Source organism: Thiomonas sp. OC7 (assembly GCF_900634595.1).
Classification (GTDB): domain Bacteria; phylum Pseudomonadota; class Gammaproteobacteria; order Burkholderiales; family Burkholderiaceae_C; genus Thiomonas; species Thiomonas arsenitoxydans.
This window is the reverse complement of sequence record NZ_LR131953.1, coordinates 2,700,540-2,725,493: the sequence shown is the minus strand read 5'-3', so window position 1 is coordinate 2,725,493 and position 24,954 is coordinate 2,700,540. Positions and strand designations below refer to the sequence as shown.

Annotated in this window: 23 protein-coding genes and 1 pseudogene; 7 read left to right on the top strand and 17 right to left on the bottom strand. The window is 64.0% G+C overall.

Translation table 11 applies throughout. The features are described 5' to 3' along the window. Window positions 1-15: 15 nt before the first annotated feature. A complete protein-coding gene (gene proC, locus BIO17B3_RS13095; protein WP_156054354.1) occupies window positions 16-873 on the bottom strand; it encodes a pyrroline-5-carboxylate reductase in 858 nt (285 codons plus the stop codon). Window positions 874-928: 55 nt separating this feature from the next. Here proC and tsaB point away from each other — a divergent pair, with 55 nt between their 5' ends. From tsaB to BIO17B3_RS13075, 4 genes are all read left to right on the top strand, one after another. Continuing rightward, entirely contained in the window at window positions 929-1,756 is an 828-nt protein-coding gene (tsaB, locus tag BIO17B3_RS13090; protein ID WP_156054353.1) for a tRNA (adenosine(37)-N6)-threonylcarbamoyltransferase complex dimerization subunit type 1 TsaB, read from the top strand. After that, window positions 1,753-2,307: a ribosomal protein S18-alanine N-acetyltransferase gene (gene rimI / locus BIO17B3_RS13085; protein WP_156054352.1), complete on the top strand. Its 555-nt coding sequence runs from the start codon at window positions 1,753-1,755 to the stop codon at window positions 2,305-2,307. The genes tsaB and rimI overlap by 4 nt, the downstream gene beginning before the upstream one ends. Before the next feature lie 15 nt (window positions 2,308-2,322). Then, a complete protein-coding gene (locus tag BIO17B3_RS13080; RefSeq protein ID WP_156054351.1) occupies window positions 2,323-3,189 on the top strand; it encodes a uracil-DNA glycosylase in 867 nt (288 codons plus the stop codon). Between the two features lie 215 nt (window positions 3,190-3,404). Continuing rightward, window positions 3,405-3,704 (top strand): hypothetical protein, encoded by a 300-nt coding sequence (locus BIO17B3_RS13075; RefSeq protein ID WP_013122289.1) that lies wholly within the window; start codon window positions 3,405-3,407, stop codon window positions 3,702-3,704. 73 nt (window positions 3,705-3,777) lie between these two features. On the opposite strand, the gene BIO17B3_RS13070 is transcribed toward BIO17B3_RS13075, so the two are convergent. From BIO17B3_RS13070 to BIO17B3_RS13060, 3 genes are all read right to left on the bottom strand, one after another. Further along, the gene (locus BIO17B3_RS13070; RefSeq protein WP_156054350.1) at window positions 3,778-4,143 is read right to left on the bottom strand and encodes a c-type cytochrome; all 366 of its coding nucleotides are present in this window, start codon (window positions 4,141-4,143) and stop codon (window positions 3,778-3,780) included. Between the two features lie 18 nt (window positions 4,144-4,161). Next, a complete protein-coding gene (locus tag BIO17B3_RS13065; protein ID WP_013122287.1) occupies window positions 4,162-4,527 on the bottom strand; it encodes a c-type cytochrome in 366 nt (121 codons plus the stop codon). Window positions 4,528-4,637: 110 nt separating this feature from the next. Next, the gene (locus tag BIO17B3_RS13060; RefSeq protein ID WP_156054349.1) at window positions 4,638-5,252 is read right to left on the bottom strand and encodes a hypothetical protein; all 615 of its coding nucleotides are present in this window, start codon (window positions 5,250-5,252) and stop codon (window positions 4,638-4,640) included. Window positions 5,253-5,487: 235 nt separating this feature from the next. Here BIO17B3_RS13060 and BIO17B3_RS13055 point away from each other — a divergent pair, with 235 nt between their 5' ends. Next, on the top strand, window positions 5,488-6,309 hold the full coding sequence (locus tag BIO17B3_RS13055; RefSeq protein ID WP_156054348.1) for an undecaprenyl-diphosphate phosphatase: 822 nt from the start codon (window positions 5,488-5,490) through the stop codon (window positions 6,307-6,309). A 65-nt stretch (window positions 6,310-6,374) separates the two neighbouring features. On the opposite strand, the gene BIO17B3_RS13050 is transcribed toward BIO17B3_RS13055, so the two are convergent. Continuing rightward, window positions 6,375-7,199 (bottom strand): LytTR family DNA-binding domain-containing protein, encoded by an 825-nt coding sequence (locus tag BIO17B3_RS13050; RefSeq protein WP_156054347.1) that lies wholly within the window; start codon window positions 7,197-7,199, stop codon window positions 6,375-6,377. Beyond that, a complete protein-coding gene (locus BIO17B3_RS13045) occupies window positions 7,196-8,230 on the bottom strand; it encodes a sensor histidine kinase (protein WP_232054287.1) in 1,035 nt (344 codons plus the stop codon). The genes BIO17B3_RS13050 and BIO17B3_RS13045 overlap by 4 nt, the downstream gene beginning before the upstream one ends. 100 nt (window positions 8,231-8,330) lie before the next feature. Here BIO17B3_RS13045 and argH point away from each other — a divergent pair, with 100 nt between their 5' ends. Further along, on the top strand, window positions 8,331-9,731 hold the full coding sequence (argH, locus tag BIO17B3_RS13040; RefSeq protein WP_156054346.1) for an argininosuccinate lyase: 1,401 nt from the start codon (window positions 8,331-8,333) through the stop codon (window positions 9,729-9,731). A 23-nt stretch (window positions 9,732-9,754) separates the two neighbouring features. On the opposite strand, the gene dcd is transcribed toward argH, so the two are convergent. From dcd to BIO17B3_RS12995, 9 genes and pseudogenes are all read right to left on the bottom strand, one after another. Further along, a complete protein-coding gene (gene dcd, locus BIO17B3_RS13035) occupies window positions 9,755-10,321 on the bottom strand; it encodes a dCTP deaminase (RefSeq protein ID WP_013122281.1) in 567 nt (188 codons plus the stop codon). A gap of 177 nt (window positions 10,322-10,498) precedes the next feature. Continuing rightward, window positions 10,499-10,936: pseudogene (locus BIO17B3_RS13030) on the bottom strand (histone); the annotation flags it as partial. A 428-nt stretch (window positions 10,937-11,364) separates the two neighbouring features. Further along, complete coding sequence (locus tag BIO17B3_RS13025; RefSeq protein ID WP_156055294.1) at window positions 11,365-12,567, bottom strand: ribonucleotide-diphosphate reductase subunit beta; 1,203 nt, start codon at window positions 12,565-12,567, stop codon at window positions 11,365-11,367. Window positions 12,568-12,721: 154 nt separating this feature from the next. Further along, a complete protein-coding gene (locus tag BIO17B3_RS13020) occupies window positions 12,722-15,658 on the bottom strand; it encodes a ribonucleoside-diphosphate reductase subunit alpha (RefSeq protein ID WP_156054344.1) in 2,937 nt (978 codons plus the stop codon). Window positions 15,659-16,009: 351 nt separating this feature from the next. Continuing rightward, entirely contained in the window at window positions 16,010-16,597 is a 588-nt protein-coding gene (gene ampD, locus BIO17B3_RS13015) for a 1,6-anhydro-N-acetylmuramyl-L-alanine amidase AmpD (protein ID WP_156054343.1), read from the bottom strand. A gap of 2 nt (window positions 16,598-16,599) precedes the next feature. Beyond that, window positions 16,600-18,144, bottom strand: a complete 1,545-nt coding sequence (locus BIO17B3_RS13010; RefSeq protein ID WP_156054342.1) for a sigma-54 dependent transcriptional regulator — start codon at window positions 18,142-18,144, stop codon at window positions 16,600-16,602. Window positions 18,145-18,147: 3 nt separating this feature from the next. Continuing rightward, window positions 18,148-19,875, bottom strand: a complete 1,728-nt coding sequence (locus tag BIO17B3_RS13005) for a PAS domain-containing sensor histidine kinase (RefSeq protein WP_232054286.1) — start codon at window positions 19,873-19,875, stop codon at window positions 18,148-18,150. Next, entirely contained in the window at window positions 19,856-20,083 is a 228-nt protein-coding gene (locus BIO17B3_RS13000; RefSeq protein WP_013104740.1) for a PP0621 family protein, read from the bottom strand. Before BIO17B3_RS13000 ends, BIO17B3_RS13005 begins: the two co-directional genes overlap by 20 nt. Beyond that, window positions 20,080-20,919, bottom strand: a complete 840-nt coding sequence (locus BIO17B3_RS12995; protein WP_156054340.1) for an inner membrane protein YpjD — start codon at window positions 20,917-20,919, stop codon at window positions 20,080-20,082. Before BIO17B3_RS12995 ends, BIO17B3_RS13000 begins: the two co-directional genes overlap by 4 nt. Before the next feature lie 127 nt (window positions 20,920-21,046). Here BIO17B3_RS12995 and ffh point away from each other — a divergent pair, with 127 nt between their 5' ends. Next, window positions 21,047-22,396, top strand: a complete 1,350-nt coding sequence (gene ffh / locus BIO17B3_RS12990; protein ID WP_156054339.1) for a signal recognition particle protein — start codon at window positions 21,047-21,049, stop codon at window positions 22,394-22,396. 29 nt (window positions 22,397-22,425) lie between these two features. Here ffh and BIO17B3_RS12985 read toward each other — a convergent pair whose 3' ends face one another. Beyond that, window positions 22,426-23,073: a lytic transglycosylase domain-containing protein gene (locus BIO17B3_RS12985; protein WP_156054338.1), complete on the bottom strand. Its 648-nt coding sequence runs from the start codon at window positions 23,071-23,073 to the stop codon at window positions 22,426-22,428. 20 nt (window positions 23,074-23,093) lie between these two features. Continuing rightward, a complete protein-coding gene (locus BIO17B3_RS12980) occupies window positions 23,094-24,824 on the bottom strand; it encodes a proline--tRNA ligase (RefSeq protein ID WP_013122271.1) in 1,731 nt (576 codons plus the stop codon). Between the last annotated feature and the right edge of the window lie 130 nt (window positions 24,825-24,954).

Sequence of the window (24,954 nt, the reverse complement as noted above, 5' to 3'; positions counted from 1 at the left end):
CGTCTGGCATCTCGCTCAACCCGCCTCCAGCGCGTCGCCCAGTTCCTTGGCGCGCTGATCGGCCGCGTGCAAGGCGCGGATGATCGTGGTCTGCATATCGGCCGCATCGAACACGCCCAGCGCCGCTGCGGTGGTGCCGCCTTTGCTGGTGACGTTGGCACGCAAGGTGGCCAAGGGCTCGCTGCTGCCCTGCGCCAACGCGGCTGCCCCGGCCAGCGTGGCCAGTGCCAACTCGCGCGCCTGCGCGCCGCTCAAACCGAGTTCTTCGCCAGCGCGCGTCATGGCTTCGGCCAGGTAAAACGCATACGCCGGGCCCGAGCCAGACACCGCGGTGACCGCATCGAGCAGGTCTTCACGCTGCACCCACACCCGCCGACCCGCCGGGGCCAGCAGGGCATCGGCCAGGGCGCGATCGGCCTCGCTGGCCTGCGCGCTGGCGAACAGTCCGGTGATGCCCTGACCGATGAGCGCCGGGGTGTTGGGCATGGTGCGCACCATGCGCTGCGCGCCGGTCTGCCGCTCGATGGCACGGCAGCGCACCCCGGCCATGATGCTGACATGCAGCGCGTCGCCCAGATGCGCTCGGCAGTCGGCCGCGGCCTGCGCGAACTGCTGCGGCTTCACCGCCCAGACCACGGCCTGCGCTTCGCGCAACGCGGCGTTGGGCGCTTCCAGAATCTGCACACCGGGAAAGCGTTGCTGCAACCGCGCGCGCTGTTCGGCGAAGGGCTCGACCACGCGCAGGCTGGCGGGTTGCGCCCCCGAGGTCAGCAGCCCGCCGATCAGGGCGCTGCTCATATTGCCGCCGCCGATGAAGGCGGTGATGGGCAGGGAAACGGAGTGCATCGCAGGAGAAGTCAGGTTCGCATTCATGCCGCACATTATTCCTGCAAGTCGGCGCCTGCAATTCACCGATAATTCTTGCTCCATGCGTGTTCTTGCCCTCGATACCAGCACCGAAGCCCTGAGCGTTGCGCTCAGCGTGGACGGCCACTGCCGCAGCTTCGACGAAGCCGGCGGCCCGCGCGCCTCGCAGCGGCTGCTGCCTTTGTGCGCCGAGTTGCTGCGCACGGCCGGACTGCAATTCGCCGATCTCGACCTGATCGGCATGGGCGCCGGACCGGGCGCTTTCACCGGGCTGCGCACGGCCGCGTCGGCGGCGCAGGGTCTGGCCTATGCCCTGCACCTTCCGGTGGCGCGCGTCGACACGCTCATGGCGCAGGCGGAAACCGCCTTTGCGCTGCTGCACAGCGACGGCACGGTGTTGCCCGATCCGGTGCAAGCCGAGCCGGGCACGGTGGTGCTCGTGGCGAACGACGCGCGCATGGGCGAGTTGTATTGGGAGCTGTTTCGCGCCCAGACATCGGGCTGGCAAAGTCTGCACCGGCCGACCGTGCAACGGCCCGAGCACGCGGTGCTGGCCTGGGCCGAGGTGCTGGCCGATCTACCCGAACATCTGGAGACCGGTGTGCTGCCCCGCTTGCTGGCCTGCGGCAACGCCTGGAGCGAGCATGCAGACGCCCTTTCCGCCGCCTTCGCCTCGCACGCCAGCGACAACCCGCGCCTGTTCGCCCTGAACCGCGCGGTGCTGCGCGCCGTGGCCTGCACGCCGTCGGCCGCCGCCGTGGCCCGGCTGTCGCTGCAGCAACACGCCGCCGGACTGACCGTGTCTGCGGCGCTGGCGCAACCTATTTATGTACGCGACAAAGTGGCCTTGACCACGGCGGAGCGCGAACTGGCCCGCGCTGCCTTATGAACGCCCGGCTGCGTCCGCACGACTCGTCTGGCGCCATTGCCCCGGCTGGTCAGTCGGCGCACGCCCTGCGGCCGATGACCCCCGCCGACCTCGACGCCGTGGCGCAGATCGAAAACACGGTGTACGACTTTCCCTGGAGCCGGGGCAACTTCGCCGACTCCCTCACCGCGCAATATCACGCGCAGGTGCTCACCGACGAGACCGACACCGTGCGCGGCTATTTCGTGGCCATGCCCGGCGTGGAAGAAATGCATCTGCTCAACATCTCGGTCGATCCCGCGGTGCAGGGCCAGGGTTTGAGCCTGCTGATGCTCGATGCCGTGGTTTTGCTCAGCCGGGCCGATGGCGCCTACCTGCTCTGGCTGGAAGTGCGTCCGAGCAATACCCACGCCGTACGCATTTACGAGCGCTACGGCTTCTACCCCATCGCCCGCCGACGCGACTATTACCCCTCGGTCGATACACAAGGCCGCGCCAGCCGGGAAGACGCCCTGGTGATGTCCGCGCAGGTGGACGATCTGCTGCAACGCCGCGGCCTGCGTCCAGCCTGACCGCGCCCCGTCCGCATGACTGAGACCAGCCCTCGCCTCACGCCGCAAATCCTGCAGTGGACGCAGGCGCTCGGCCTGGGGCCGCTGTTCGTGCGGCGCGAAGTTCTGCGCGAGCAGCAAGCTCAGCCCGCTGTCGAAGCCGCAGCCGAAGGCATTGCAACGCCCGCCGCTGCAAAGCCGGTCGCGCAACCGCCCAAGCCCAACCGCCCCATCCCGCCGCCACGACCTGCATCCTCCATCCCCATCGCGGATGCCGCGCGGGTTGAGGCCATCGCCCGCATGGACTGGGACGAACTGCAAGCCGGCGCTCAGGCCTGCCGCGCCTGCAAACTCGGCAGCAGCCGACACCAAGCCGTGTTCGGCAGCGGCTCCACGCAAGCCCGCTGGATGATCATCGGCGAGGCGCCCGGTGCCGAAGAAGACCGCCAAGGCCAGCCCTTTGTCGGCGCCGCGGGGCAATTGCTCGACGCCATGCTGCAGGCCATCGGCCTGGACCGCAGCGCCGACGACCCCGAGCGCGCGGTTTACATCGCCAATGTGCTCAAGTGCCGTCCGCCGGGCAACCGCAACCCCGAGCCCGAAGAAGTGGGCCAATGTGCACCCTGGCTCGAGCGCCAAGTGGCTCTGCTGCAGCCGCAGCTCATTCTCGCTCTGGGCCGGTTCGCGGCGCACAGCCTGCTCGGCAGCCAAGCGCCCATCAGTCAGTTGCGCGGGCAGGTGCACGAGTTCGCCGGTATTCCCGTCATCGTGAGCTACCACCCGGCCTATCTGCTGCGCAACCCGGCCGACAAGGCCCGCGTCTGGCGCGACCTGTGCTTCGCCCGCGATCTTGCCGACGCCGCGGCAGCAAAAACCGCAGAAACTCAGTCCGAGTCCGAATGAGACCGGCCTGTCTGCGCCATGCACAACACGATTTCTGCGACTTTTTTCACGTTTTTTGGCGCCGCGATCACAGCGCATGGGGTTGACCCTGAGCGGCGCCCGCAGGTCAATCCAGAACAATGTAAAGAATCAAACAAAGGGCGCAATGTCGCGTTTTGCACCGCAAAGCCATACCGGGGGTATGACCGGCACCGCCCGCAAACCTGGAGAGAGACATGCAGATCGACACCGCTTTTTTCATCAATGCCATCGGCATTGCCATCATGATCTACGGCCTGGTGGATGTTTTGCTGCTGCGCAGCAAGATTCCCGGCGGGCAGGTGGGCAAAGCGTGGAAGGGCCTGACCCTGTTGATCGGGCTGTTTACCGCGGGCTATCTCGTCTCGCCCTTTTTCAGCACCCTGCCCGCAGATTCCATCCGCATCATCGTCTCGCTGATTTTCCTGTTTGGCGCGGTGTACGTGATCCTTACCGTGCGTCTGCTTTACCGCATCATCGCCGAGCTGGCGTCCTGACCGCAATGTGCTCAACAAAAAAGCCCGGTTAGACCGGGCTTTTTTGTGGGTGCCATGATGATTTCGCAGACGATCAGTGCATTTCGTCGCGAATGTAGAGATCGCCCTTCAGGCTGGCGATATAGGCCGCGATATCCTGCAGATCCTGCGTGTTGTACTGCGCCACCATGCCGCTCATGATGGCGTTGTTGCGGCCATATAGCGGGGTCTGGTGCTTGGCCTGGTATTGCTGCAGGGCGTGGAACAGATAGCTCTGGTATTGACCCGCCAGTTTGGGATAGTTGGGGGCGATGGGCTTGTCGAGACCGGCGCCGTGGCAGGCAATGCAGCCGCCTTTGTTCACCAGTTCTTCACCCTTTTTGATGTCGGCGGCGTTGGCCAGTTGGAACATTTGGGCCAGGGCCAAGGCAGTCGCTGCCAGCAGAACAATTTTTTTCATCGAGGATCTCCGCGCTTGTTATTTGATGGGCTGGCCTTTGGCCGTAGCGTAGTAGGCGGCAATGTCAGCCATTTGCTGGTCGGTCAGCGACGCGGCGATGGCGCGCATGGTCGGGAAACGGCGGTTGCCGTTTTTATATTCCTTCAGCGCATCGACGATGTATTGCGCGTTTTGCCCGTTGATCATGGGCACGGCAAAAATTTCAGGAAAGGAGGAGCGATAGCCGCCCCCCATGTTGTGGCAGCCCTGGCAGCTGGCCACGAGCTTGGCGCCTTCTGCGGCATTGCCAACGACGTTCTGCGCGTGGGCGGACGCCGCAAGCATCAGGGAAGCGAGAAAGAGGACTTTTTTCATCATTGCAGGCGCGAGAGTCTTGAGAGCCATCAAACAAGCGCCCCATTATAGGGAGGCAGCACGCCTCATCGCGTCATTTTGTCGCAGTCAAGACTTAACGCGTTCCTGAATTGACAAAACGCAGACTCCATGCCTTTGAATCAAGATGTAACCAGCTCCTGACCGGCAAAGCCTTGCCGATAGTCTTCGGGCAGCATGTCGCACAGTTGCTGCCTAACCTTGTCCGCCTGCACTGATCCGGCGATTTCGGCGATGAGTACGAGACATTCCTGCAGCGCGGCCAGCACGGCCTCCGGCTGGTCGGCGGCGCGCAGGTGCGCCCGTGCCGGCCCGCTCTGAGCGCCGAGCAGTCGCTCCAGCATGTCGAACATATACATGCGCGACAAGGCTATGGAGCGCCGGGGCGGCGGCGCTACGGCTTGCGCCAGTTGCGACGCCGCCACGCTGGATGGGCTCGGCTCGGATGCCGAAGAAGCCTGAACGGATGCATTCGAGGTCCGCTTCAGCGGCGCCTCCACGGGCTCCGGCGCATTCGCAAGCCCCACGCGCTCGACATAGCCAGCGGCGAGCAGTTCCCGCGCGAGTTGCTGTACCTCTTGCCCCATCAAGGCGCACAACTCGCCGATGGCGCGCTGGCCGTCGCACAGAATCAGCACATGCCGCTGCCTTGCACTCAGTGCCTGACTGCGCTGCTGTTGCTCGCGGCGGCCGGCCGAGGTTTTTCGCAACACATCAGCCAAGGTCAAGTTGCTCATTCCACCCCCTTAAAAGAGGGGGTACTGTAAAGATTGCAAATGACCGCGGCGTGACACCGCAAGCGTAAAAAAGCGCAACAAAAACAGCGGCCTCTCAAGGAAACGCCGGGCCGCCCCAAGTTTCCTTGACCCCCGCGGGGGGCGGGTCGGCGAGCCGACCCTGGGGGCGCTCAGACGAATCTAAGTTTGCCTCTGTCAGAATCTGCGCCACAAAACCACAACCCCTCACCACACCATGCACCTCTACCTTCTGGCCATCGCCGCCCTTCAAGGCGTGACCGAGCTGTTTCCCATTTCCAGCCTGGGGCACAGCATTCTGATTCCGGCCCTGTTTCATTGGCCCATCGACCGCACGGCAGACTGGTTTCTGCCCTTCATCGTGGTGCTGCATCTGGGCACGGCCACCGCGCTGCTGATCTACTTCTGGCGCGATTGGGCGCGGCTGATCGGTGGCTGGCTGCGCGCTGGCGGCAAGGCGTCCAACCCCGACGCCCGTCTGCTCTGGCTGATCGTGGCGGGCACCATTCCGGCCGGGCTGCTCGGCCTGCTGCTGGCGCACAAGATCAAGGCGCTGTTCGGCGGCTTCACCTTCGCGGCGATCGCGCTGATGTTCAACGGCCTACTGCTGCTGGGCGGCGATGCGCTCAAGCACCGGCGCGGGCTGATCGCCCTGCCGGAACTGGGCTGGCTGCGCGCCTTCCTCATTGGCCTGGCGCAGGCGCTGGCCCTGATTCCGGGGTTTTCGCGCTCCGGGGCCACGCTGGTCGCCGGTCTGGGCCTGGGCTTGAACTATGCCGACTCGGCGCGGTTTTCGTTTTTGCTCGCCACGCCCATCATCGCCGCGGCGGGCGTGCTCGAAGTGCCCAAGCTGATGCACGCCGGCGTGCCGCATGAACTGCTGGGCACGATTGCCGCGGCCGGGGTGCTGGCCGGGGTGTTCGCCTGGCTGTCCACCTGGTTTTTGATGCGCTGGTTCACCGACCACGAAATGAAGGCGCTGCGCCCGTTCGGCATTTACTGCCTGTTGCTGGGCGCGGTGGCGTTACTTGTCGGCTGAGCCTACGTTTTGCCTGAAATTTCGCCTGACAAACACGCCGCCGGGCGGCCCCACGCGTTTCTCGCCTACTTGGGGGGCTGACGCGCTGCGGCAGGCCTGGATGCAGTCAACAGCGCTTGCACCGCGGCCACGCGCCGTCGGCTGACGGGCAGGGTGTCGGGCACGCCGTGCAGATGCAAAGTCCAGGTGGCGTTGTCGGTCTCTGTACTTCCGGCCTCGGGTTCTGGCGCGATGCCCTCCGGCGGAGTCATCGGCCGCTCCAGGCTGCGAATCGCGGGCGCCGCAACCAGCGCGCTGCGGTGAATGCGAACGAGATGCTCGGCGTAGCGCTGCTCCAGATCGGTCAATGAAAGGTCCACCAGATACTGCTGCTCGGCGGTACGCAGGGTGGTGTATTTAGCCTCGGCGCGGCAATACAGAATGTCGGCCAGCGGCACGCGCTTGAGCGCGCCATGATGCTGCACCGTCAGGTACACGGTTTCCACCGCTGCCGGCGCCTGCTGCTCCGCCCCCTGGGCACGCAGCCACAGCACGGCCTTGCCCATCGCCTGAGCCAGGCGCTCGCGCCGCACCGGCTTGGTGAGGTAGTCAACGGCCGACACGCCGAAGGCATCGAGCGCATGCTGCTCGTGGGCGGTCACGAACACGATGGCGGGATGATGCAGGCCGGGATCGCCCGTCAGCCGCCGGGCCAGTTCCATGCCCGTCTGCCCCGGCATCTGGATATCGAGCAGCATCACGTCAAAGCGCTGCGCACGAAGCAGCACCCAGGCCTCGGCCGCGTCGGCCGCTTCGTCCACTATGGCTTGCGCGGTTTCGGGCAGCTCGGCGAGCAGGCGGCGCAGGCGGCTGCGGGCCAGCGGTTCGTCGTCAACGATGAGCACGTTCATAGCGGTAAGCGTAACCGCGCCCGCCAGCGGGCCAGGCCGTCCTCGACGACTTCACCCTGATCGACCTCGGCCGCAATGTCGTACAGCAGATGCAGGCGCTGGCGAATGTTGCGCAGCGCCGTGCCGGTGCCATGACGGCGCGGCGGGGGCGTGTCGCTCAGCGCGGGCAAGTCGTTGCGCACGGTGACTTCGATCTGCCCCAGCCGCCGGGCCACATCGATGTCGATCTGCACCCTGCGGCTGCTGCGCTCGACGCCATGCCGCACCGCGTTCTCCACCAGCGGCTGCAGGGTCAGCGCCGGAATGCGGATTTGCAACAGGGTGTCGTCGACCTGCCATTGCACTCGCATGCGCTCGCCGAAACGCACCGACTCGATGTCGAGGTAGCGCCGCGCCAGATCCATTTCCTGCTCCAGCGTGACCAGCGTGCCCGGCTTGCCCACGCTGGCGCGGAACAATTCGGCCAGATCGTCGAGCACGGTCTCGGCGCGCTCGGGCTGCTCGCGCACCAGGGCGCTGGCGGCGTTGAGGGTGTTGAACAGAAAGTGCGGGCGGATGCGCGACTGCAGTTCGCTCAACCGCGCCTGCATGTCGATCGGCGTGAAGGCCCGTGCGCGCAGTTGCAGATAGTGCACGAAGACCAGCGCCAGCGCCGCCCCCGCCAACGCCGCCTGCCAGGGCTGCTGCGCAGCGCGCGGCGCAAGCGCGTCGAACAAGGGCTGCACCAGCAGATTCAAACCCAGCGCCGAAAAGGCGCCCAGGGCCATGGCCACGACCAGTACCGCGGCGGCACCCCGCAGCCGCCAAAGCCGCTGGGTCATGCACATCAGCGCCAGCCAGAGCAGCGCGGCGGGCTCCACCCACGAGAGCAGCAACAAGGCGCCGATACGGCCTTCCCCTTGCGGCCACTGTAGCAACACGAGCAGCGCCAAAAGCAGATTGAGCGCCACCAGCGCGCGCACCAGACTGCCAGCGCCGCAGATGTCGAGGCGCACTGCGGTTTCGGTGGAAGGGGTCGGTTCAGCAGTCATCTGGGGCATCAAGCAGCTTGATCCTGAAGGCTTCTCTAAAATTGGCGGTTTCGACCCAGGCGCCCATGGCGTCACAACGCTCGCTTTGCGAGGCCAATCCATGCACGATCAATTCGAACACAAGCAGCAAGCCTGGTCCGCGCGTTTTTCCGAGCCGGTCAGTGCTCTGGTGCAGCGCTACACCGCCTCGGTGGATTTCGACCAGCGGCTGGCGCTGTTCGACATCGACGGATCGCTGGCGCACGCCACCATGCTGGCCGAACAAGGCATTCTCAGCGCGGACGACCTCGCCGCCATCGAGCGCGGCATGGAGCAGATCCGTACCGAAATCGACTCTGGCGCGTTCGAGTGGAAGCTCGAACTCGAAGACGTCCATCTCAACATCGAAGCCCGCCTGACCCAGCTTGCGGGCGACGCTGGAAAGCGCCTGCACACCGGTCGCAGCCGCAACGATCAGGTGGCCACCGACATCCGCCTATGGCTGCGCGACAGCATCGACCAGAGCATCGCTCAACTCCGTGCGCTGCAGCGTGCGCTGGTGCAACTGGCCGCACAGCACGCCGACACCATCATGCCGGGCTTCACGCATCTGCAGGTGGCGCAGCCGGTGAGTTTTGGCCACCATCTGCTGGCTTATGTGGAAATGTTCGGCCGCGACGCCGAACGCCTGCGCGACTGCCGTGCCCGCGTGAATCACCTCCCCTTGGGCGCTGCTGCGCTGGCCGGCACCACTTTCCCGATCAACCGCCCGCGCGTAGCCGAGCTGCTGGGCTTTGACGACGTGTGCCAGAACTCGCTCGACGCCGTGAGCGACCGCGACTTCGCCATCGAGTACAACGCTGCCTGCGCGCTGATCATGGTGCATATCAGCCGCTTCAGCGAAGAGCTGGTGCTGTGGATGAGCCCGGCCTTCGGCTTCATCGATCTGGCCGACCGCTTCTGCACCGGATCGAGCATCATGCCGCAGAAAAAAAACCCGGACGTGCCCGAGCTCGCCCGCGGCAAGACCGGACGGGTCACTGGCCATTTGATGAGCCTGCTGATGCTGATGAAGGGCCAGCCACTGGCCTACAACAAGGACAACCAGGAAGACAAGGAACCGCTGTTCGACACCGCCGACACGGTGATCGACACCCTGCGCATTTTCACCGACATGGTGGGCGGCATCCGCGTCAAGGCCGAGGCGATGGAGCGCACCGCGCTGCAGGGCTACTCCACCGCCACCGATCTGGCCGACTATCTGGTGAAAAAGGGGCTGCCCTTCCGCGACGCGCACGAGGCGGTGGCTAAAGCCGTGCGATTTGCAGTGGAGCGCGGCATCGGCCTGGAGGACATCAGCCTGAACGATCTGCGCAGTTTCTCGCCCCTCATCGGAGAAGACGCGCCCGAAGCGCTCAAGCTGCAGGGCTCACTCGCCGCGCGCGATCATCTGGGCGGCACGGCACCGAACCAAGTGCGCGCGCAAGTGGCGCGCTGGCAAGCCGCACTCGGCGACGCATAAAACGAAGCGATCAGACGAAGCGCTCAGGCGCGCGGCAAGGTCACGCCGTGCTGCCCTTGGTACTTGCCGCCGCGATCCTTGTAGCTGACTTCGCACACTTCATCGCTCTCGAAGAACAGCACCTGTGCGCAGCCCTCACCCGCGTAAATCTTGGCAGGCAGCGGCGTGGTGTTGGAGAACTCCAGCGTCACATAACCTTCCCACTCGGGCTCGAACGGTGTGACGTTGACGATGATGCCGCAGCGGGCATAGGTGCTCTTGCCCAGGCAGATGGTGAGCACATTGCGCGGAATGCGGAAGTACTCCATCGTGCGCGCCAGCGCGAAGCTGTTGGGCGGGATGATGCACACGTCGCCACGAAAATCGACAAAGGACTTTTCGTCGAAATTCTTCGGATCGACGATGGTGCTGTTGATGTTGGTGAAGATCTTGAATTCGTTGGCGCAACGGATGTCGTAGCCGTAGCTCGACGTGCCATAGCTGATGATGCGGTGTCCATCGACCTCGCGCACCTGCGCGGGCTCGAACGGCTCGATCATCGCCGTGTTTTGCGCCATGCGGCGGATCCACTGATCTGATTTGATACTCATGATGTCGGGGCAGTCTGGCTCAACCGGGCTGCTGTAATAAGGCAGATAGACGCAACCATACCGCACCCGCCAGGTCGTCGGAGTGAAGCCAGCCGGGATAGCGGCTCGAGGTAGGCATGCGGCGTGCGGAAATAAAAAAACCCGGGCGATCAGCCCGGGCTCAATTGCACTGAATGCTCAGGGCTTGCTGGTCGGAAACGGCCAGGCCGCTTGCGGATTCAGCTTGGTTTGCGCGGTCGCTGCTTTTTTGGCGGGAGCAGTTGCGGCCTTCTTCGCCGGTGCCGCTTTTTTCGCAGGCGCAGCCTTCTTCGCCGGTGCAGCTTTCTTAGCCGGTGCGGCCTTCTTTGCAGGAGCAGCCTTCTTAGCCGGTGCGGCCTTCTTCGCTGGCGCGACCTTCTTCGCCGGCGCGGCCTTCTTCGCCGGTCCGGCCTTCTTCGCAGGAGCAGCCTTCTTAGCCGGTGCGGCCTTCTTCGCAGGAGCAGCCTTCTTCGCCGGTGCGGCTTTCTTCGCCGGAGCCGCCTTTTTCGCGGGTACAGCCTTCTTCGCCGGTGCTACTTTCTTCGCGGGCGTCGCTTTCTTCGCCGGTGCCGCTTTTTTTGCAGTTGCCATGGTGATTCTCCTTGATCAAGTCTTTTGAAGTTGAGCCGGTCGCCAAATCGCGTCCGAGCGCCTCACGGCCCCGCCTCCCGGCGGTTTCCAGTACGGGACATCGGCACGGCGTTCAGCCGGCACCACCTGCGATCGGCTCAGCGCTGATCCGTGCAGGGGATTCACTTCCTTCGGCATCAAAGCCGCTACGGGAAGGAATGGGGAACGGCGCGCCATGCGCTCACCTCTGGTCATCCAGAGCATGAGGCGCAGACCGGCGCACCAGAATTGATCGAGCAGGGAGTCAGGCATCACCATGGACGCCCCCATGCGTTGCGCGACAAAAAACAGAGGAGGAGACTCCACCCGCCGACTCTGCGCGGCCGGACGTATCGGGGTGGAAGGGACTCGGTCAACAATCACTCTGTTGTGCGTGCTCGCAGGTTATTCAGGCGTCATTCCCAGGACAGCGCGCCGCCGGATTGGTACTCGATCACCCGGGTCTCGAAGAAGTTGCGTTCCTTCTTCAAGTCGATCATTTCACTCATCCAGGGGAAGGGGTTCTCTTCATTGGGGAAGATAGCGTCGAGACCGATCTGCACCGCACGGCGGTTGGCGATAAAGCGCAGATAGCCTTTGAACATCGATGCGTTCAGACCCAGCACGCCGCGGGGCATGGTGTCCTCGGCATAGCGATACTCAAGCTCGACCGCCTGATGGAACAGGCCGGTGAGCTCGCGCTTGAATTCCGGGGTCCAGAGATGCGGATTCTCCAGCTTGATCTGGTTGACCAGATCGATGCCGAAGTTGGTGTGCATGGACTCGTCGCGCAGGATGTACTGGTATTGCTCGGCCGCACCGGTCATCTTGTTCTGCCGCCCCATCGACAGGATCTGGGTGAAGCCGACATAGAAGAACAACCCTTCCATCAGGCACGCGAACACGATGATGGAACGCAGCAGCTCCTGATCGTTGCGCTCCGAACCCCCGAAAGCCGAAGTACGGAACTCGGGGTTGGTCAGGGTGTCGATGAAGGGAATGAGGAACTCGTCCTTGTCGCGGATGGAGGTGATCTCGTGATAGGAGTTGAAGATCTCGCTTTCATCGAGGCCTATGGATTCGACGATGTACTGATAGGCGTGGGTGTGGATGGCTTCCTCGAAGGCCTGGCGCAGCAGATACTGGCGGCACTCGGGGTTGGTGATGTGGCGATAGGTTCCCAGCACGATATTGTTGGCGGCAAGCGAATCGGCCGTGGTGAAAAAGCCGAGGTTGCGCTTGATGATGAGACGCTCGTCATCGGTCAGGCCATTGGGGTCTTTCCACATCGCGATGTCGCGCGACATGTTCACTTCCTGCGGCATCCAGTGATTCGCGCAGGAGGCGAGGTATTTATCCCAGGCCCATTTGTATTTGAACGGGACGAGTTGGTTGACATCGACACTGCAGTTGATGATGCGCTTGTCTTCGGCGCGCACCCGCGCAGTGGAGGCCGCGCGTTGGCTGTAGAGGTCTGCGGCCACCGCCAATGCTGGCGCCGATGCGGCTGCGGATTGAAGCGACGCCGAGGCACCGCCCATGGATAGAAGTGAACGCTCCGCCAGCGCACCTTGCGCGGGGCTTGCAGAGTTCTGTTGTGGTTCGTCCCAAGTAAGCATGTTCATGACCTTCCGTGAATTATCAAGTGTTCAGCGCAAAGGCTCAACACCGATGCAATGAGGATGCGTGGTTTGTGCGGCGCATGTTGTGCAGGCGCATCGCAAGTGGCATGCCGCTTGATCACTTGTGATGCGCCGCAACGGTTTGCGGCGCTTACTGACAGGCTTCGCATTCCGGGTTGTCGATGGCACAGTAGCGGATGTCACCCGACTGCACCACGGCCTGTGCCGAAGCCGAAGCTAAAGCCGAAACCGACTCGCTTGGCGACTGCGGCACGGCGTTGAGCTGACCCGCCTTGACCGTGGACTTCTCGGCATGCGTGGCGCCGATAGTGCGCAGGTAGTAGGTGGTCTTGAGGCCACGCAGCCAAGCCAGCTTGTAGGTATCGTCGAGCAGCTTGCCCGATGCATTAGCCATGTAGATGTTGAGCGACTGCGCCTGGTCGATCCATTTCTGGCGGCGCGCCGCAGCCTCGATGATCCACTGGGTATCGGTCTCGAAGGCCGTGGCATACAGGGCTTTGAGATCGGCGGGAATGCGGTCGATGCGCTGGGTGCTGCCATCGAAGTACTTGAGGTCGGCCACCATCACTGCGTCCCACAGGCCACGCGCCTTGAGGTCGCGCACCAGATATTGATTGATGACGGTGAACTCGCCCGACAGATTCGACTTGACGTACAGGTTCTGGAAAGTCGGCTCGATGCAGGCGTCGACGCCGACGATGTTGGAGATGGTGGCCGTGGGCGCGATGGCCACGCAGTTGGAATTGCGCATGCCGTGCTGCGCAATCTGGACGCGCAAGGCGTTCCAGTCAAGAGTGCTGGAGGTGTCGGCCTCGACATAGCCGCCGCGCTGCTCGGCTAGCAGCTTCAGACTGTCCATGGGCAGAATGCCTTGATCCCAAAGCGAGCCGCCGTAACTGCTGTAGCGGCCGCGCTCGCGTGCCAGTTCGCTCGACGCCCAGTAAGCCTCGTAGCAAACCGCCTCCATCGACCGATCGGCAAATTCCACGGCTTGTTGCGAACCATAGGGAATACGCAGCTGATACAGACAGTCCTGAAAGCCCATGATGCCCAGACCCACTGGCCGATGCTTCATATTGGCGTTGCGCGCCTTGGCCACGGCGTAGTAGTTGATGTCGATCACGTTGTCGAGCATGCGCATCGCGGTCTGGATGGTGCGCTTGAGCTTGGCCTGGTCGATGACCTTGGTGCCGTCTGCCGCGTCTTTCAGATGGGCAACCAGATTGACCGAGCCGAGATTGCACACCGCGATCTCGCTCTCGTTGGTGTTGAGCGTGATCTCGGTGCAGAGGTTGCTCGAGTGCACCACGCCCACATGCTGCTGCGGGCTGCGCACATTGCACGCATCCTTGAAGGTGATCCAGGGATGGCCGGTTTCGAAAAGCATGGACAGCATCTTGCGCCACAGTTGCACCGCAGGCAGGGTCTTGAACAGCTTGATTTCGCCCAGCGCGGCCTTTTGCTCGTAGCGGGTATAGACCTGCTCGAAGTCCTTGCCGAACTTGTCGTGCAGATCGGGCACGTCGGCCGGGCTGAACAGCGTCCAGTCGCCCCCTTCCATCACCCGCTTCATGAATAGATCGGGTACCCAGTTGGCGGTGTTCATGTCGTGCGTACGGCGGCGATCGTCGCCGGTGTTCTTGCGCAGTTCCAGGAACTCTTCAATATCGAGGTGCCAGGTTTCCAGATAGGCACAGACCGCGCCCTTACGCTTGCCGCCCTGGTTCACTGCCACCGCGGTGTCGTTGACCACTTTGAGGAAGGGCACGACGCCCTGGCTCTTGCCGTTGGTGCCCTTGATGTGGCTGCCCAGGGCGCGCACGCGCGTCCAGTCGTTGCCCAGACCGCCGGCGAACTTGGACAACAGCGCGTTCTCCTTGATGGCCTCGTAGATGCCGTCCAGATCGTCCGCCACGGTGGTGAGGTAGCAGCTCGAGAGTTGCGAACGACGGGTGCCCGCATTGAACAACGTGGGCGTGCTCGACATGAAGTCAAAGCTGGAGAGCAGCTCGTAGAACTCGATGGCGCGCGCTTCGCGGTCGATTTCGTTGAGCGACAAGCCCATGGCCACGCGCATGAAAAAGGCCTGCGGCAGCTCGATGCGACGGCCATCCTTGTTCACCCGCGTATCGGCACGATTGGCGAGGAAATAACGGTCGTACAGCGTTTGCAGACCCAGGTAATCGAACTGCAGGTCGCGCTCGGCCTTGAGCGCGGCACCCAGACGGACCAGGTCGAACTGCCCGAGCCGCTCGTCGAGCAGTTCGAGCTCGACACCCTCCTTGATGCAGCGCGGAAAATACTCGGCGTAGCGCTGGGTCATCTGCTCCTGCGGAATGTCCTCGTTCAGCGTCTCGCGGCGCATGGTGTGCAACAGCAGGCGCGCGGTGACCTTGGAGTAGTCGGGGTCGCGCTCGATCAGGGTGCGCGAGGCGAGGATAGAGGCCTTGTAAACCTCGAGCATCGGCACGCCGTCGTACAGATTGCGCAGCGTTTCCGCCACGATGGGGGCCGCCTTCACATCCGCACTCAGATTGACGCAGGCGGATTCGATCAGGCTCACCAGAGCGGCCTGATCGAGCGGTTTGCGCAGACCGCCGTCGAGCACATGCAGCACCGGAGCGCTCTCTTGTTGCTCTGCAGCCGCTTTTTGCTTGGCCCGCTCTTGTGTGCGGCGTTCGCGGTACAGCACATAGGCGCGCGCCACCTCGTGCTGGCCAGTGCGCATCAGCGAGAGTTCGACCTGGTCCTGAATGTCTTCAATATGAAAGGTGCCGCCGCTGGGACGGCTACGGAGCAGGGCGCGCACGACGTTTTCGGTCAGCGCATTCACTGTTTCGCGCATGCTGGCCGAGGCCGCACCCTGCCCGCCTTGCACGGCCAGAAAGGCCTTGGTCATCGCCACGGCGATTTTGCTCGGCTCAAACCCGACCACGGCCCCGTTGCGACGGATGATCTTGTAGTCTGAAAAATCACCCAGTGCGACCTGCTGTTGCGTATCCACCTCGGGGTGTGCGAGGTGTTGCGGGACAGCAGCGGATTCGGTGGCGGCGGTGGTCTGGGACATCGGGACTCCTTGGGGGCAGATGAGCCGCGCAGCAAATCTGACTGGCTCACGGCGCTGCGAGCGCACATGAACGCCGCATGAAAGCAGCACGGACAAAGCAATAAAGACGAATGAGGGCAAATCGGGGACGAACCGAGAGAGCGCGTAAGCATTTCCAGCCTTGCGAAGCCGCAGTCTCAGACCGCGATCCGGCATCTCTCTCAAACCGGCAAGACACTATATCTAGCGTCTGGCGGAATTTCAACCACTATTCGTAGTGTGGGACAAATTGACAGCCAGCCCACAGCTTATGCACAGGTTCATGCACAAAGTCTGCCCTTGGAGCGGCTTCGGGCAAACCCGCAAGGGTGCTCAAAACCGCTGAAATGGAAAGGCCGATGTCGGCAGGGCCAGGCCGTTTTTGAGCTGGCGCCAGTCGAAGCCGACGCCTGGATCGGTCTTGCGCCCTGGCGCGATGTCGCTATGCCCGACCCATGCGCGCAAGGGATAGCGCGCGAGCAGCTCAGAGCCCAGTGCGATCAGGGTGTCGTACTGCTCGGGCTCGAACGGCTCATCGTCGCTCCCTTCGAGTTCGATGCCGATGCTGAAATCGTTGCATCGCTCGCGCCCAGCATAACGCGATGCGCCGGCATGCCAGGCGCGCCGGTCACAGGACACATATTGCGTGAGCACACCATCGCGCTGCACCACAAAATGCGCCGAGACCCTCAGACCTTCGAGCGCGGCAAAAGCCGGGTGCGCTCGCGGATCGAGCCGATTGCAAAACAACTGCTCGATCGCCTCGCCGCCATATTGGCGCGGCGGCAGAGCGATGCAGTGGATCACCAGTAAATCGATCGGCACGCCCGCGGGCCGCTCATCCTGGTTGGGGGACGGCACATGACGGGCGTGGGGCATCCAGCCTGCTTCCCGACTGGCCGCGCTGATGGGGGGCGACATGATCAGAGAGGGTCGTCCGGCGGCGCTTCAGCCGGGTCGCGCACGTCGAGGCGCTCCATGCGGTAGCGGATCTGACGCAGATTCAGCCCCAGCAACTGCGCGGCCGCGGTGCGATTGAAGCGGGTGCGCCGCAGCGCCTCGCAGAGGATGCTGCGTTCAACCTGATCGAGGTAGGCCCCCAAGTCGGGAGGCAGGGGCGATTGCGCTTCGAACCGGGCCATGGGGGGCTGGGGCGACTGAGGCGGCTGAGGCTCCGGGGCACGCTGCGCAACGATTGGGGTGACCGGCGGATCCGCCGGTCGCGGCATGGATGGCGCCGTCGTGTCGGGCAGGATGGTGGTGATCGGCAAAGCCGTCGCAGAGGTCAGCACTTCGGCGGCGCGGGCGCCACTGCCCTGCAGCTCGATGTCTTCAGGGCCGATCAGATCTTGTGCAGCCAGGGCCGCAGCCCGGTGCAGCAGATTTTCCAGCTCGCGCACATTGCCTGAGAAACGATGCTGGCGCAGGTGCTCAAGCGCAGCCGGGCTCAGCCGCAGACCGGGCCGCGCATTGTCGCGGCGGATGTCGCCCAGCAACGCCTCGACGAGTACCGGCAGATCATCCAGCCGGTCGCGCAGCGGCGGCAGAGTGACCGCGATGACGTTGAGGCGGTAGAACAAATCCTGCCGAAACTGGCCCTGCTCCACCATGCGTTCCAGATGACGGTGGGTGGCGCTGACCAGGCGCACATCAACCGCGATTTCTGCCGTCTCGCCCACCGGGCGCACGCGCCGCTCCTGCACGGCGCGCAGCAGCTTGGCCTGCATCGCCAGGGGCAGTTCGCCGATCTCGTCGAGAAACAGCGTGCCGCCCTGCGCCGCGGCAAAGAAGCCGGCATGATCGGACATCGCTCCGGTGAACGCGCCCTTGCGATAGCCGAAAAACTCGGCCTCCAGCAATTGCTCGGGAATGGCGCTGCAGTTCACCGGAACGAACGGCCCGCTGGCGCGGGCGCTGCATTCATGCACGGCCTTTGCGGCCAGCTCCTTGCCGGTGCCCGACTCGCCCTGGATGAGCACGGGCGCCATGCTTCGGGCCACGCGCTGCAAGGTCTGTTTAAGGGCGCGCATCACCCCAGACTCACCCACCATGCGTTGCAATGCGCTGCTGGTCGGCGCCTGCACTTCCACATCGACCGCTGCGAGGGCCGCATGCACGGTGCGACGCAGCGCCGCCAGATCGACCGGCTTGCTCAAATAGTCGAACGCTCCGGCCTTGAGCGCAGCCACCGCGTTGCCCGCACTGCCGTAGGCGGTAATGACGATGGACTTCTCAAAGCGGTCGGGCTGGGCTTCCAGCCAGCGCAGCAACTCCAGCCCCTCGCCGTCAGGAAGACGCATATCGGTGAGCATGAGGGCGTAGCGCCTGCGCGCCAACTGCTCGCGCGCCTGCGCCACGGTTTCAGCCACGTCGATCTGCCAGCCTTCATGCACCAGGCTCAGGGTGTAGAGCTCGCGCAGATCGGGTTCGTCGTCGACGATGAGAATACGCACATCCGCTGGATTCATGCCTTAAGGGCCCGGTGCGATTTGAATGACAAAAGAACCGCGCTCATGCGGCGTGCCCTCGCGCTTGAGGCGGTAAAGCAGACGCGCGCCGTTGCGCAAACACAGTTCGTGAGAAATATACAAGCCCAACCCGACGCCCCGGCTGCTCGTGGTGCGAAACGGCTCGAACAGCTGCGCGCGCAGTTCGGCGTCGATCAGCGGCCCATCGTTGGAGACCTGGATTTCCCGCACCTGCCCGGCGCCGAGTTGCCGCATCTCGATCGCCCGTGGCTGGTTGCTCGCATAGCGCCGCGCGTTACTCAGCAGATTGACCAACACCCGTCGCAGATGCAAGGCATCGAAGCGGATCTGCGCCGCGTCGTCCTGAATGAACAGACCGATGCGTCCCTGATCCGGTTGGTCGAATTCGGCATGCAGCTCGCGCATCAACGGCGCGCAAAGCATCAGGCCGATTTCACGCGGCGCGGTGCGGCCCAGCTCCAGCACGTCCTCGACGGTACGGTTGATGCGTTCGACGTTCTGGCCGATGAGATGGTGCAGGCGTTCGAGCTGCACCGCATCGCCCGCGAATTCGCGGGCGAGCTGGTTGGCCTGCCCGATCGCCCCCAGCGGATTGCGGATCTCATGCGCCACGCTGGCCACCAGACGCCCCATCGCCGCCAGCTTTTCCTGCTGAATGCGGGCATCGATCTCCCGCAGATCCTGCAGCACGATGAGGTAGCCCACGCCGCCCGGCAGGTTGTCGAGCGTGGACAGACGCAGCAGCAGCTTGCGACCCGCGGGCGTGCGCACCTTGACCTCCAGCGCCTCCTCGCCGTCGATGGCCATGCGCTCCACCTCTTTGCGCACCACCTCGGCCACCGGCAGATCGCGCAAGGCCTTGCGCCCCCCGAGCCAGCGCGCCGTGACCGCATCGCTCCAGGGCAAATCCAGCAGCTGTTGCGCGGCCGGATTGAGCGCTTCGAGCACCATGTGCCGATCGACCACCATGACGCCATCGCGCTGCGCCTCGATCACCCGCTGGTTCAAGGCCATCTGCCGCCGGGCGACGGACTCGCTGGCCGCCGCGCGCGCCTCCTGCCGCGCCAGTCTTTGCGACAACTGCCAGGTCAGCACCGCCACGGCAAAATAGGCGATGCCGACAAAGGCCGCATTGAGCAGGCGCTGCTCGGCCTCCGCCGCCCCGCCCAGCATCGCGAACCCGGCGCTACCCAGCAGAATCATCGTCACCAAGGCAGCCACGAACAAGGTGAGCGACAGCGTGCCGTAAATGCCCGCTGCCAACACGGGCAAGGCGTAGATCAGGGCGAATTCGCGCGCGGGATATCCCGCAGTGAACTGCAAGGTGGTGAAGGCCAGCAGATCGACGGCAATCGCGATCAGCACCTGCCAGGCCAGGCCCTGCGTGCGAACGAAACTCCACCAAAGGCTCGCGACTGTCAGCGCCACATACAGCAGCGCCACTCCGTAACCCAGTGTGGCGATGGCGGGTTTTTCGGCATGGGGGGCCGCCTGCATCATGGGCAGCAGCACCAGCCAGCCCAGCAACATCAGCGACATGAGCACGCGCGCCGCAGCCAGCACCCGGTAGGTTCGCAGGCGTTCTCGGCCCAGACGCGAAGAAGGCACGAAGGCCGAACCTGAAGAGGCCGCCGCCGGGGCGAACATGGATCGCGCGAATGCGCTTTCAGCGGCGACCGCAGCGCCCGGCTTACGACCCCAGACGGGCATGCTCGTCGCTGCAGTACGGCTTGCCATCGCGCCAGACGCAGCGGCTGGCGGGCGAGTGCACGCCGCAATGCGCGCACGGCAACATCGCCTCGGGAACCTGCGGCGGTTTATTGGGCGAAGGCGGCTGTCGCACGCTGCGGGGTTGCTGCGATTTTTTGATGAGCATCAGCCCGACGATCACCACCACAAACAGAACGAGGTACTTCATCGGTGCAAAATCACCTGCAGCACAAAACGCGAACCGACATAGGTCAGCATCAGCAGCACCGTGCCGCCGAACAGCCAAGCCAGCGCCCGCGTGCCCCGCCAGCCCAGAAACACCCGACCCACCATCAGCACGGCAAAAATCAGCCAGGCCGCGATACCGAAAACCGCTTGATGATTGAACTCCAACGGCTTGCCAAACAATTGCTCGCTGAACGTCGCCGCAAAAATGAGCGAGGCCGTCAGCAGCACAAAACCCACCCCCGCCAAACGATAGGTCAGCTTTTCCAGGGTGAGCAAAGGCAGGCTGCGCGACACGCCCGACACCGCGCCCTTGCGCCGATGCAGCGAACGCTCGGCCGTCCACAGCAAAATGCCGTGAAGCACGGCCGCGCCGAACAGACCATAGGCGGCGATCCCCATCGCCCAATGCAGCGCGAAAGTGGGCCCGGCGCCGTAAGGCGGCGTAAAGCCTCCGGGGAAAACCCAGCTCAGCAAAATGGAAAGGGCCGCCAGCAGACAGATCCAGCTTCTCAACATCTGCAGGGGGTAATACAGACTTTCCACCCAATACACTGCCGCCACCAGCCAGAACGTGACCGAAAGCGCCTGGGCAAAGCCGAAATGCGGCTGCAACTCGCCGTGCAGCACCATGGCGAAGGTGATGGTCTGCGCGATCCAGGCCAGCGCCATCACCCAGGTCGACCAGCGCTCGGAACGTTGCGTCGCCCCACTGGCAGCCCCTTCCGCTTGGCCCAGCACCAAAGCAGGTTTCGGGCGCGACAACACCGCAGCCAACATATAGAAGGCGAAGGCGAGGCTATTCACTAAAATCGACATGTTTCAAGTTTAACCGACCCCCCTGCGGTTCTTCAGTGCCGCGCGCGGTGAATGCCAGACTGGCCTCAGGCTCTGCGACGACCAAACTGCGCAAACGCCCAAACCTCGCTCCAACCTTCCACGCCCCATGCTCAACAACCTCACCCAGCGCCTGTCCCGCGTGGTCAAGACCCTCAAGGGCGAAGCGCGCATCACCGAAGCGAATATCCAGGACATGTTGCGCGAGGTACGCCTCGCGCTTCTCGAAGCCGACGTGGCGCTGCCCGTCGTGCGCGAATTCACCGCCCGCGTCAAAGAAAAGGCGCTGGGCCAGGAAGTGGTGGGTTCGCTCACCCCCGGTCAAGCGCTGGTCGGCGTGGTGCAGCGAGAACTCGCCGATCTGATGGGCGGCGACGCCGTGCCGATCAACCTCGCCACCCAGCCGCCAGCCATCGTGCTCATGGCCGGTCTGCAGGGCGCGGGCAAGACCACCACCACCGCCAAGCTGGCGCGGCTGCTGACCGAGCGGCAGAAGAAAAAAGTGCTCACCGTGTCGTGCGACGTCTATCGGCCGGCGGCCATTGCGCAGTTGCAGACCGTGACGGCGCAGGCTGGGGCGGAATTCTTTCCCTCATCACCCGACGACAAACCACTGGACATCGCCCGCCGCGCCGTCGAATTCGCCCGCAGTCACCACTTCGACGTGCTGCTCGTCGACACCGCCGGACGACTGTCGGTGGACGAAGCCATGATGCGCGAAATCAAAGAGCTGCACGCCGCGCTCAAGCCCATCGAAACCTTGTTCGTGGTGGACGCCATGCAAGGTCAGGACGCGGTGAACACCGCACGCGCCTTCCACGACGCGCTGCCGCTGACCGGCATTGTGCTCACCAAACTCGACGGCGACGCCCGCGGTGGCGCGGCGCTGTCGGTGCGGCAGGTCACGGGCGCACCGATCAAGTTCGCCGGGGTGTCGGAAAAGATCGACGGCCTGGAGCCCTTCGACCCGCGCCGCATGGCCGACCGGATTCTGGGCATGGGCGACATCCTCGCCCTGGTGGAGCAGGCGCAGCGTCAGGTCGATGTCGATGCTGCGCAGCAACTGGCCGCCAAGGTCAAGTCGGGCGCCCAGTTCGATCTCAACGATTTTCTGATGCAGCTGCAGCAGATGAACAAAATGGGCGGCCTGCAGGGCATGCTCGACAAACTGCCGGCCGAGATGCAGGCCAAGGCCGGTCAGGCCGATATGTCCCGCGCCGAGCGCGACATGCGCCGCATGCAGGGCATCATCCACAGCATGACCCCGCAGGAGCGCCACAAGCCCGACGTCATCAAAGCCACCCGCAAACGCCGCATCGCCGCAGGCGCCGGGGTTCAGGTGCAGGAAGTCAACCGCCTGCTCAAGCAATACGAGCAGATGCGCGACATGATGAAAAAAATGAAGGGCGGCAAGATGTTCAAAATGATGCAGCGCATGGGCGGCATGATGCCGCGCTGAGTGCTCGACGCTCGGCGGGACGGGCGACTTCAGCCGGAGCCGCCCGCCACCAGCCAGCGCTGGCGCGCGGCGAGCACCGCGTCGGGATAAGCCGCTTTGCCGCGCGAGCCGTTGTAGCGGCCCAAGGCGTAGAACAAGCTGCCGTTTTCGATGTTGAGGTAGTGCCGCAAAATCACGCAGCCATAACGCAGATTCACCTGCATGTGAAACAGGCCCGTAATGTCGCCATTGCCGATCTGCTGGGTCCAGAACGGCATGACCTGCATATAGCCCATCGCCCCGGCCGATGAAATGGCATACTTCTTGAAGCCGCTTTCCACCTGAATCAAGCCCAGGATCAGCGCGGGCTCCAGCCCGGCGCGGTGCGCTTCGTACCAGACGGTTTGCAGAAAATCGCGCCGCACCGAGAAGCCCGGAATGCGGTTTTGCAGCCGCGCCGACTCGGTCGCCAGCCACACCCAGTATTGGGCGAAATGATTGGCGTCGCGAAAATGCGGCTGCGGCGGCGGAGCCTCGGCAATTTGCGCGGCAAGCGCGGTGCGCACCGCGTCGCTGAGCTGCTCTTCCTTTTGCGCGCCAGCCCAGGCAGGCGCAGTGGGCAAGCCCCAGCCCGCGCCGATCGCAGCGCCCGCTCCCGCCACCTGCAACAGCCACCGACGGCGAGACAGGCCAGGCATGCCGCTGTGCTCTTGCGGACTCAGCGCTGCAACCGGGCCTGCAACTGCGCGCAGGCGTCAGCCAGCGGCAACACCGTCGGCGCACTCTCTCGGCGGTGCTGATACTCCACCGTGCCCGCAGCAAGACCGCGGTCGGAAATCACCATGCGGTGCGGCACGCCGATCAGTTCCCAGTCGCCCAGCATCACGCCCGGACGCTCGCCGCGGTCGTCCAGCGCCACATCCACGCCTGCGGCGATGAGTTCGGCGTAGAGCGCGTCCGCCGCCTGGCGCACGGCTTCGCTGCGGTCATAACCGATGGGGCAGATCACAGCGGTGAACGGGGCGATCGCATCCGGCCAGATCATGCCCTTGGCGTCATGGTTCTGTTCGATGCAGGCCCCGAGGATGCGGGTGATGCCGATGCCGTAGCAGCCCATTTCCAGCGTTTGCGATTTGCCCTTGTCGTCGAGGAATGTCGCGCCCATCGCGGCCGAATATTTGGTGCCCAGATAGAACACATGCCCCACCTCGATGCCGCGGCAGATCGACAACACGCCCTTGCCGTCCGGGCTGGGATCGCCCGCCTGCACATTGCGGATGTCGGCCACTTCGGGCTCAGGCAGATCGCGCCCCCAGTTGACGCCGGTGTAGTGGAAATCCACCGCATTGGCGCCGACGACGAAGTCGCTCATATTCGCTACGGTGCGATCGGCAATCACGCGCACGGGGTGCACGGTACCGATCGGCCCAAGGTAGCCCGGCGGCGTGCCAAACGTGGCCACAATCTCGGCCTCGGTCGCCATGCGGGTGCTGGCCAAACCGGCGAGCTTGCTCACCTTGACCTCGTTGACCGCATGATCGCCGCGCACCAGCAGCAGCACGATGGTTGCGGCCTGTCCGGGCTTGTCGCCATCCACTGCGAGCACGACCGACTTGAGGGTCTGCTGTAAGGGAATGCCCAGCAGCGAGGCGACGTCTTCGCATTTGGCCGCGCCCGGCGTGGGCGTCTTTTGCAGCGTCTGCGTCGGCTCGGCGCGCGCGGCGATCAACGGCAGAGCTTCGGCCTTCTCGATGTTCGCGGCAAAGTCGGAACCCTCGCAGTAAGCAATGGCATCTTCGCCGGTGTCGGCAATGACGTGAAACTCGTGGCTGAGCGAGCCGCCGATGGCGCCGGAATCCGCCGCCACGGCGCGGAACTCGAAGCCGAAACGCTGAAAGATGCGCACATAGGCGTCGAACATGACGCGGTAGCTGATCTGCGCCGCCTCGAAATCGCGGTCGAAGGAATACGCATCCTTCATCGTGAATTCACGCGCGCGCATCACGCCAAATCGCGGACGACGCTCATCGCGAAACTTGGTCTGGATGTGATAGAAATTGAGCGGCAGTTGACGCCAGCTCCGCACCTCGCTGCGCACCAGATCGGTCACGACTTCCTCTGAGGTGGGCTGGATCACAAAGTCGCGGTCATGGCGGTCTTTGATGCGCAACAGTTCGGGACCGAATTGATCCAGCCGCCCGGTCTCCTGCCAAAGCTCGGCCGGCTGCACCACGGGCATGAGCAACTCGATGGCGCCCGCGCGATTCATTTCCTCGCGCACGATGGCCTCCACCTTGCGGATGCTGCGCAGGCCCAGCGGCAGATAGCTATAGAGCCCCGCTGCATGTTTTTTGATCATGCCCGCGCGCAACATCAGCGCCTGGCTGCGAACATCGGCATCCGCCGGATCGTCCTTCTGAGTGGAAATGAAAAAGCGGGAAATTTTCATGCGTAGCGGCGCGTGGCCGGCATTTGAGGAAAAATAAATTCGAAGATCAGCGTGATCGTCGGGGTCTTGGCTGTATTGGGCGTTTGCAGGCTCTGCCGCACTCTGGAAACACCCTCTCCCAGCGGCCGCG

What these genes read in the sequence shown, in the direction of transcription:
- proC (WP_156054354.1), bottom strand. Translation starts at nt 873, where the DNA reads ATGAATGCGAACCTGACTTCTCCTGCGATGCACTCCGTTTCCCTGCCC.
- tsaB (WP_156054353.1), top strand. Translation starts at nt 929, where the DNA reads ATGCGTGTTCTTGCCCTCGATACCAGCACCGAAGCCCTGAGCGTTGCG.
- rimI (WP_156054352.1), top strand. Translation starts at nt 1,753, where the DNA reads ATGAACGCCCGGCTGCGTCCGCACGACTCGTCTGGCGCCATTGCCCCG.
- BIO17B3_RS13080 (WP_156054351.1), top strand. Translation starts at nt 2,323, where the DNA reads ATGACTGAGACCAGCCCTCGCCTCACGCCGCAAATCCTGCAGTGGACG.
- BIO17B3_RS13075 (WP_013122289.1), top strand. Translation starts at nt 3,405, where the DNA reads ATGCAGATCGACACCGCTTTTTTCATCAATGCCATCGGCATTGCCATC.
- BIO17B3_RS13070 (WP_156054350.1), bottom strand. Translation starts at nt 4,143, where the DNA reads ATGAAAAAAATTGTTCTGCTGGCAGCGACTGCCTTGGCCCTGGCCCAA.
- BIO17B3_RS13065 (WP_013122287.1), bottom strand. Translation starts at nt 4,527, where the DNA reads ATGGCTCTCAAGACTCTCGCGCCTGCAATGATGAAAAAAGTCCTCTTT.
- BIO17B3_RS13060 (WP_156054349.1), bottom strand. Translation starts at nt 5,252, where the DNA reads ATGAGCAACTTGACCTTGGCTGATGTGTTGCGAAAAACCTCGGCCGGC.
- BIO17B3_RS13055 (WP_156054348.1), top strand. Translation starts at nt 5,488, where the DNA reads ATGCACCTCTACCTTCTGGCCATCGCCGCCCTTCAAGGCGTGACCGAG.
- BIO17B3_RS13050 (WP_156054347.1), bottom strand. Translation starts at nt 7,199, where the DNA reads ATGAACGTGCTCATCGTTGACGACGAACCGCTGGCCCGCAGCCGCCTG.
- BIO17B3_RS13045 (WP_232054287.1), bottom strand. Translation starts at nt 8,230, where the DNA reads ATGACTGCTGAACCGACCCCTTCCACCGAAACCGCAGTGCGCCTCGAC.
- argH (WP_156054346.1), top strand. Translation starts at nt 8,331, where the DNA reads ATGCACGATCAATTCGAACACAAGCAGCAAGCCTGGTCCGCGCGTTTT.
- dcd (WP_013122281.1), bottom strand. Translation starts at nt 10,321, where the DNA reads ATGAGTATCAAATCAGATCAGTGGATCCGCCGCATGGCGCAAAACACG.
- BIO17B3_RS13025 (WP_156055294.1), bottom strand. Translation starts at nt 12,567, where the DNA reads ATGCTTACTTGGGACGAACCACAACAGAACTCTGCAAGCCCCGCGCAA.
- BIO17B3_RS13020 (WP_156054344.1), bottom strand. Translation starts at nt 15,658, where the DNA reads ATGTCCCAGACCACCGCCGCCACCGAATCCGCTGCTGTCCCGCAACAC.
- ampD (WP_156054343.1), bottom strand. Translation starts at nt 16,597, where the DNA reads ATGTCGCCCCCCATCAGCGCGGCCAGTCGGGAAGCAGGCTGGATGCCC.
- BIO17B3_RS13010 (WP_156054342.1), bottom strand. Translation starts at nt 18,144, where the DNA reads ATGAATCCAGCGGATGTGCGTATTCTCATCGTCGACGACGAACCCGAT.
- BIO17B3_RS13005 (WP_232054286.1), bottom strand. Translation starts at nt 19,875, where the DNA reads ATGCCCGTCTGGGGTCGTAAGCCGGGCGCTGCGGTCGCCGCTGAAAGC.
- BIO17B3_RS13000 (WP_013104740.1), bottom strand. Translation starts at nt 20,083, where the DNA reads ATGAAGTACCTCGTTCTGTTTGTGGTGGTGATCGTCGGGCTGATGCTC.
- BIO17B3_RS12995 (WP_156054340.1), bottom strand. Translation starts at nt 20,919, where the DNA reads ATGTCGATTTTAGTGAATAGCCTCGCCTTCGCCTTCTATATGTTGGCT.
- ffh (WP_156054339.1), top strand. Translation starts at nt 21,047, where the DNA reads ATGCTCAACAACCTCACCCAGCGCCTGTCCCGCGTGGTCAAGACCCTC.
- BIO17B3_RS12985 (WP_156054338.1), bottom strand. Translation starts at nt 23,073, where the DNA reads ATGCCTGGCCTGTCTCGCCGTCGGTGGCTGTTGCAGGTGGCGGGAGCG.
- BIO17B3_RS12980 (WP_013122271.1), bottom strand. Translation starts at nt 24,824, where the DNA reads ATGAAAATTTCCCGCTTTTTCATTTCCACTCAGAAGGACGATCCGGCG.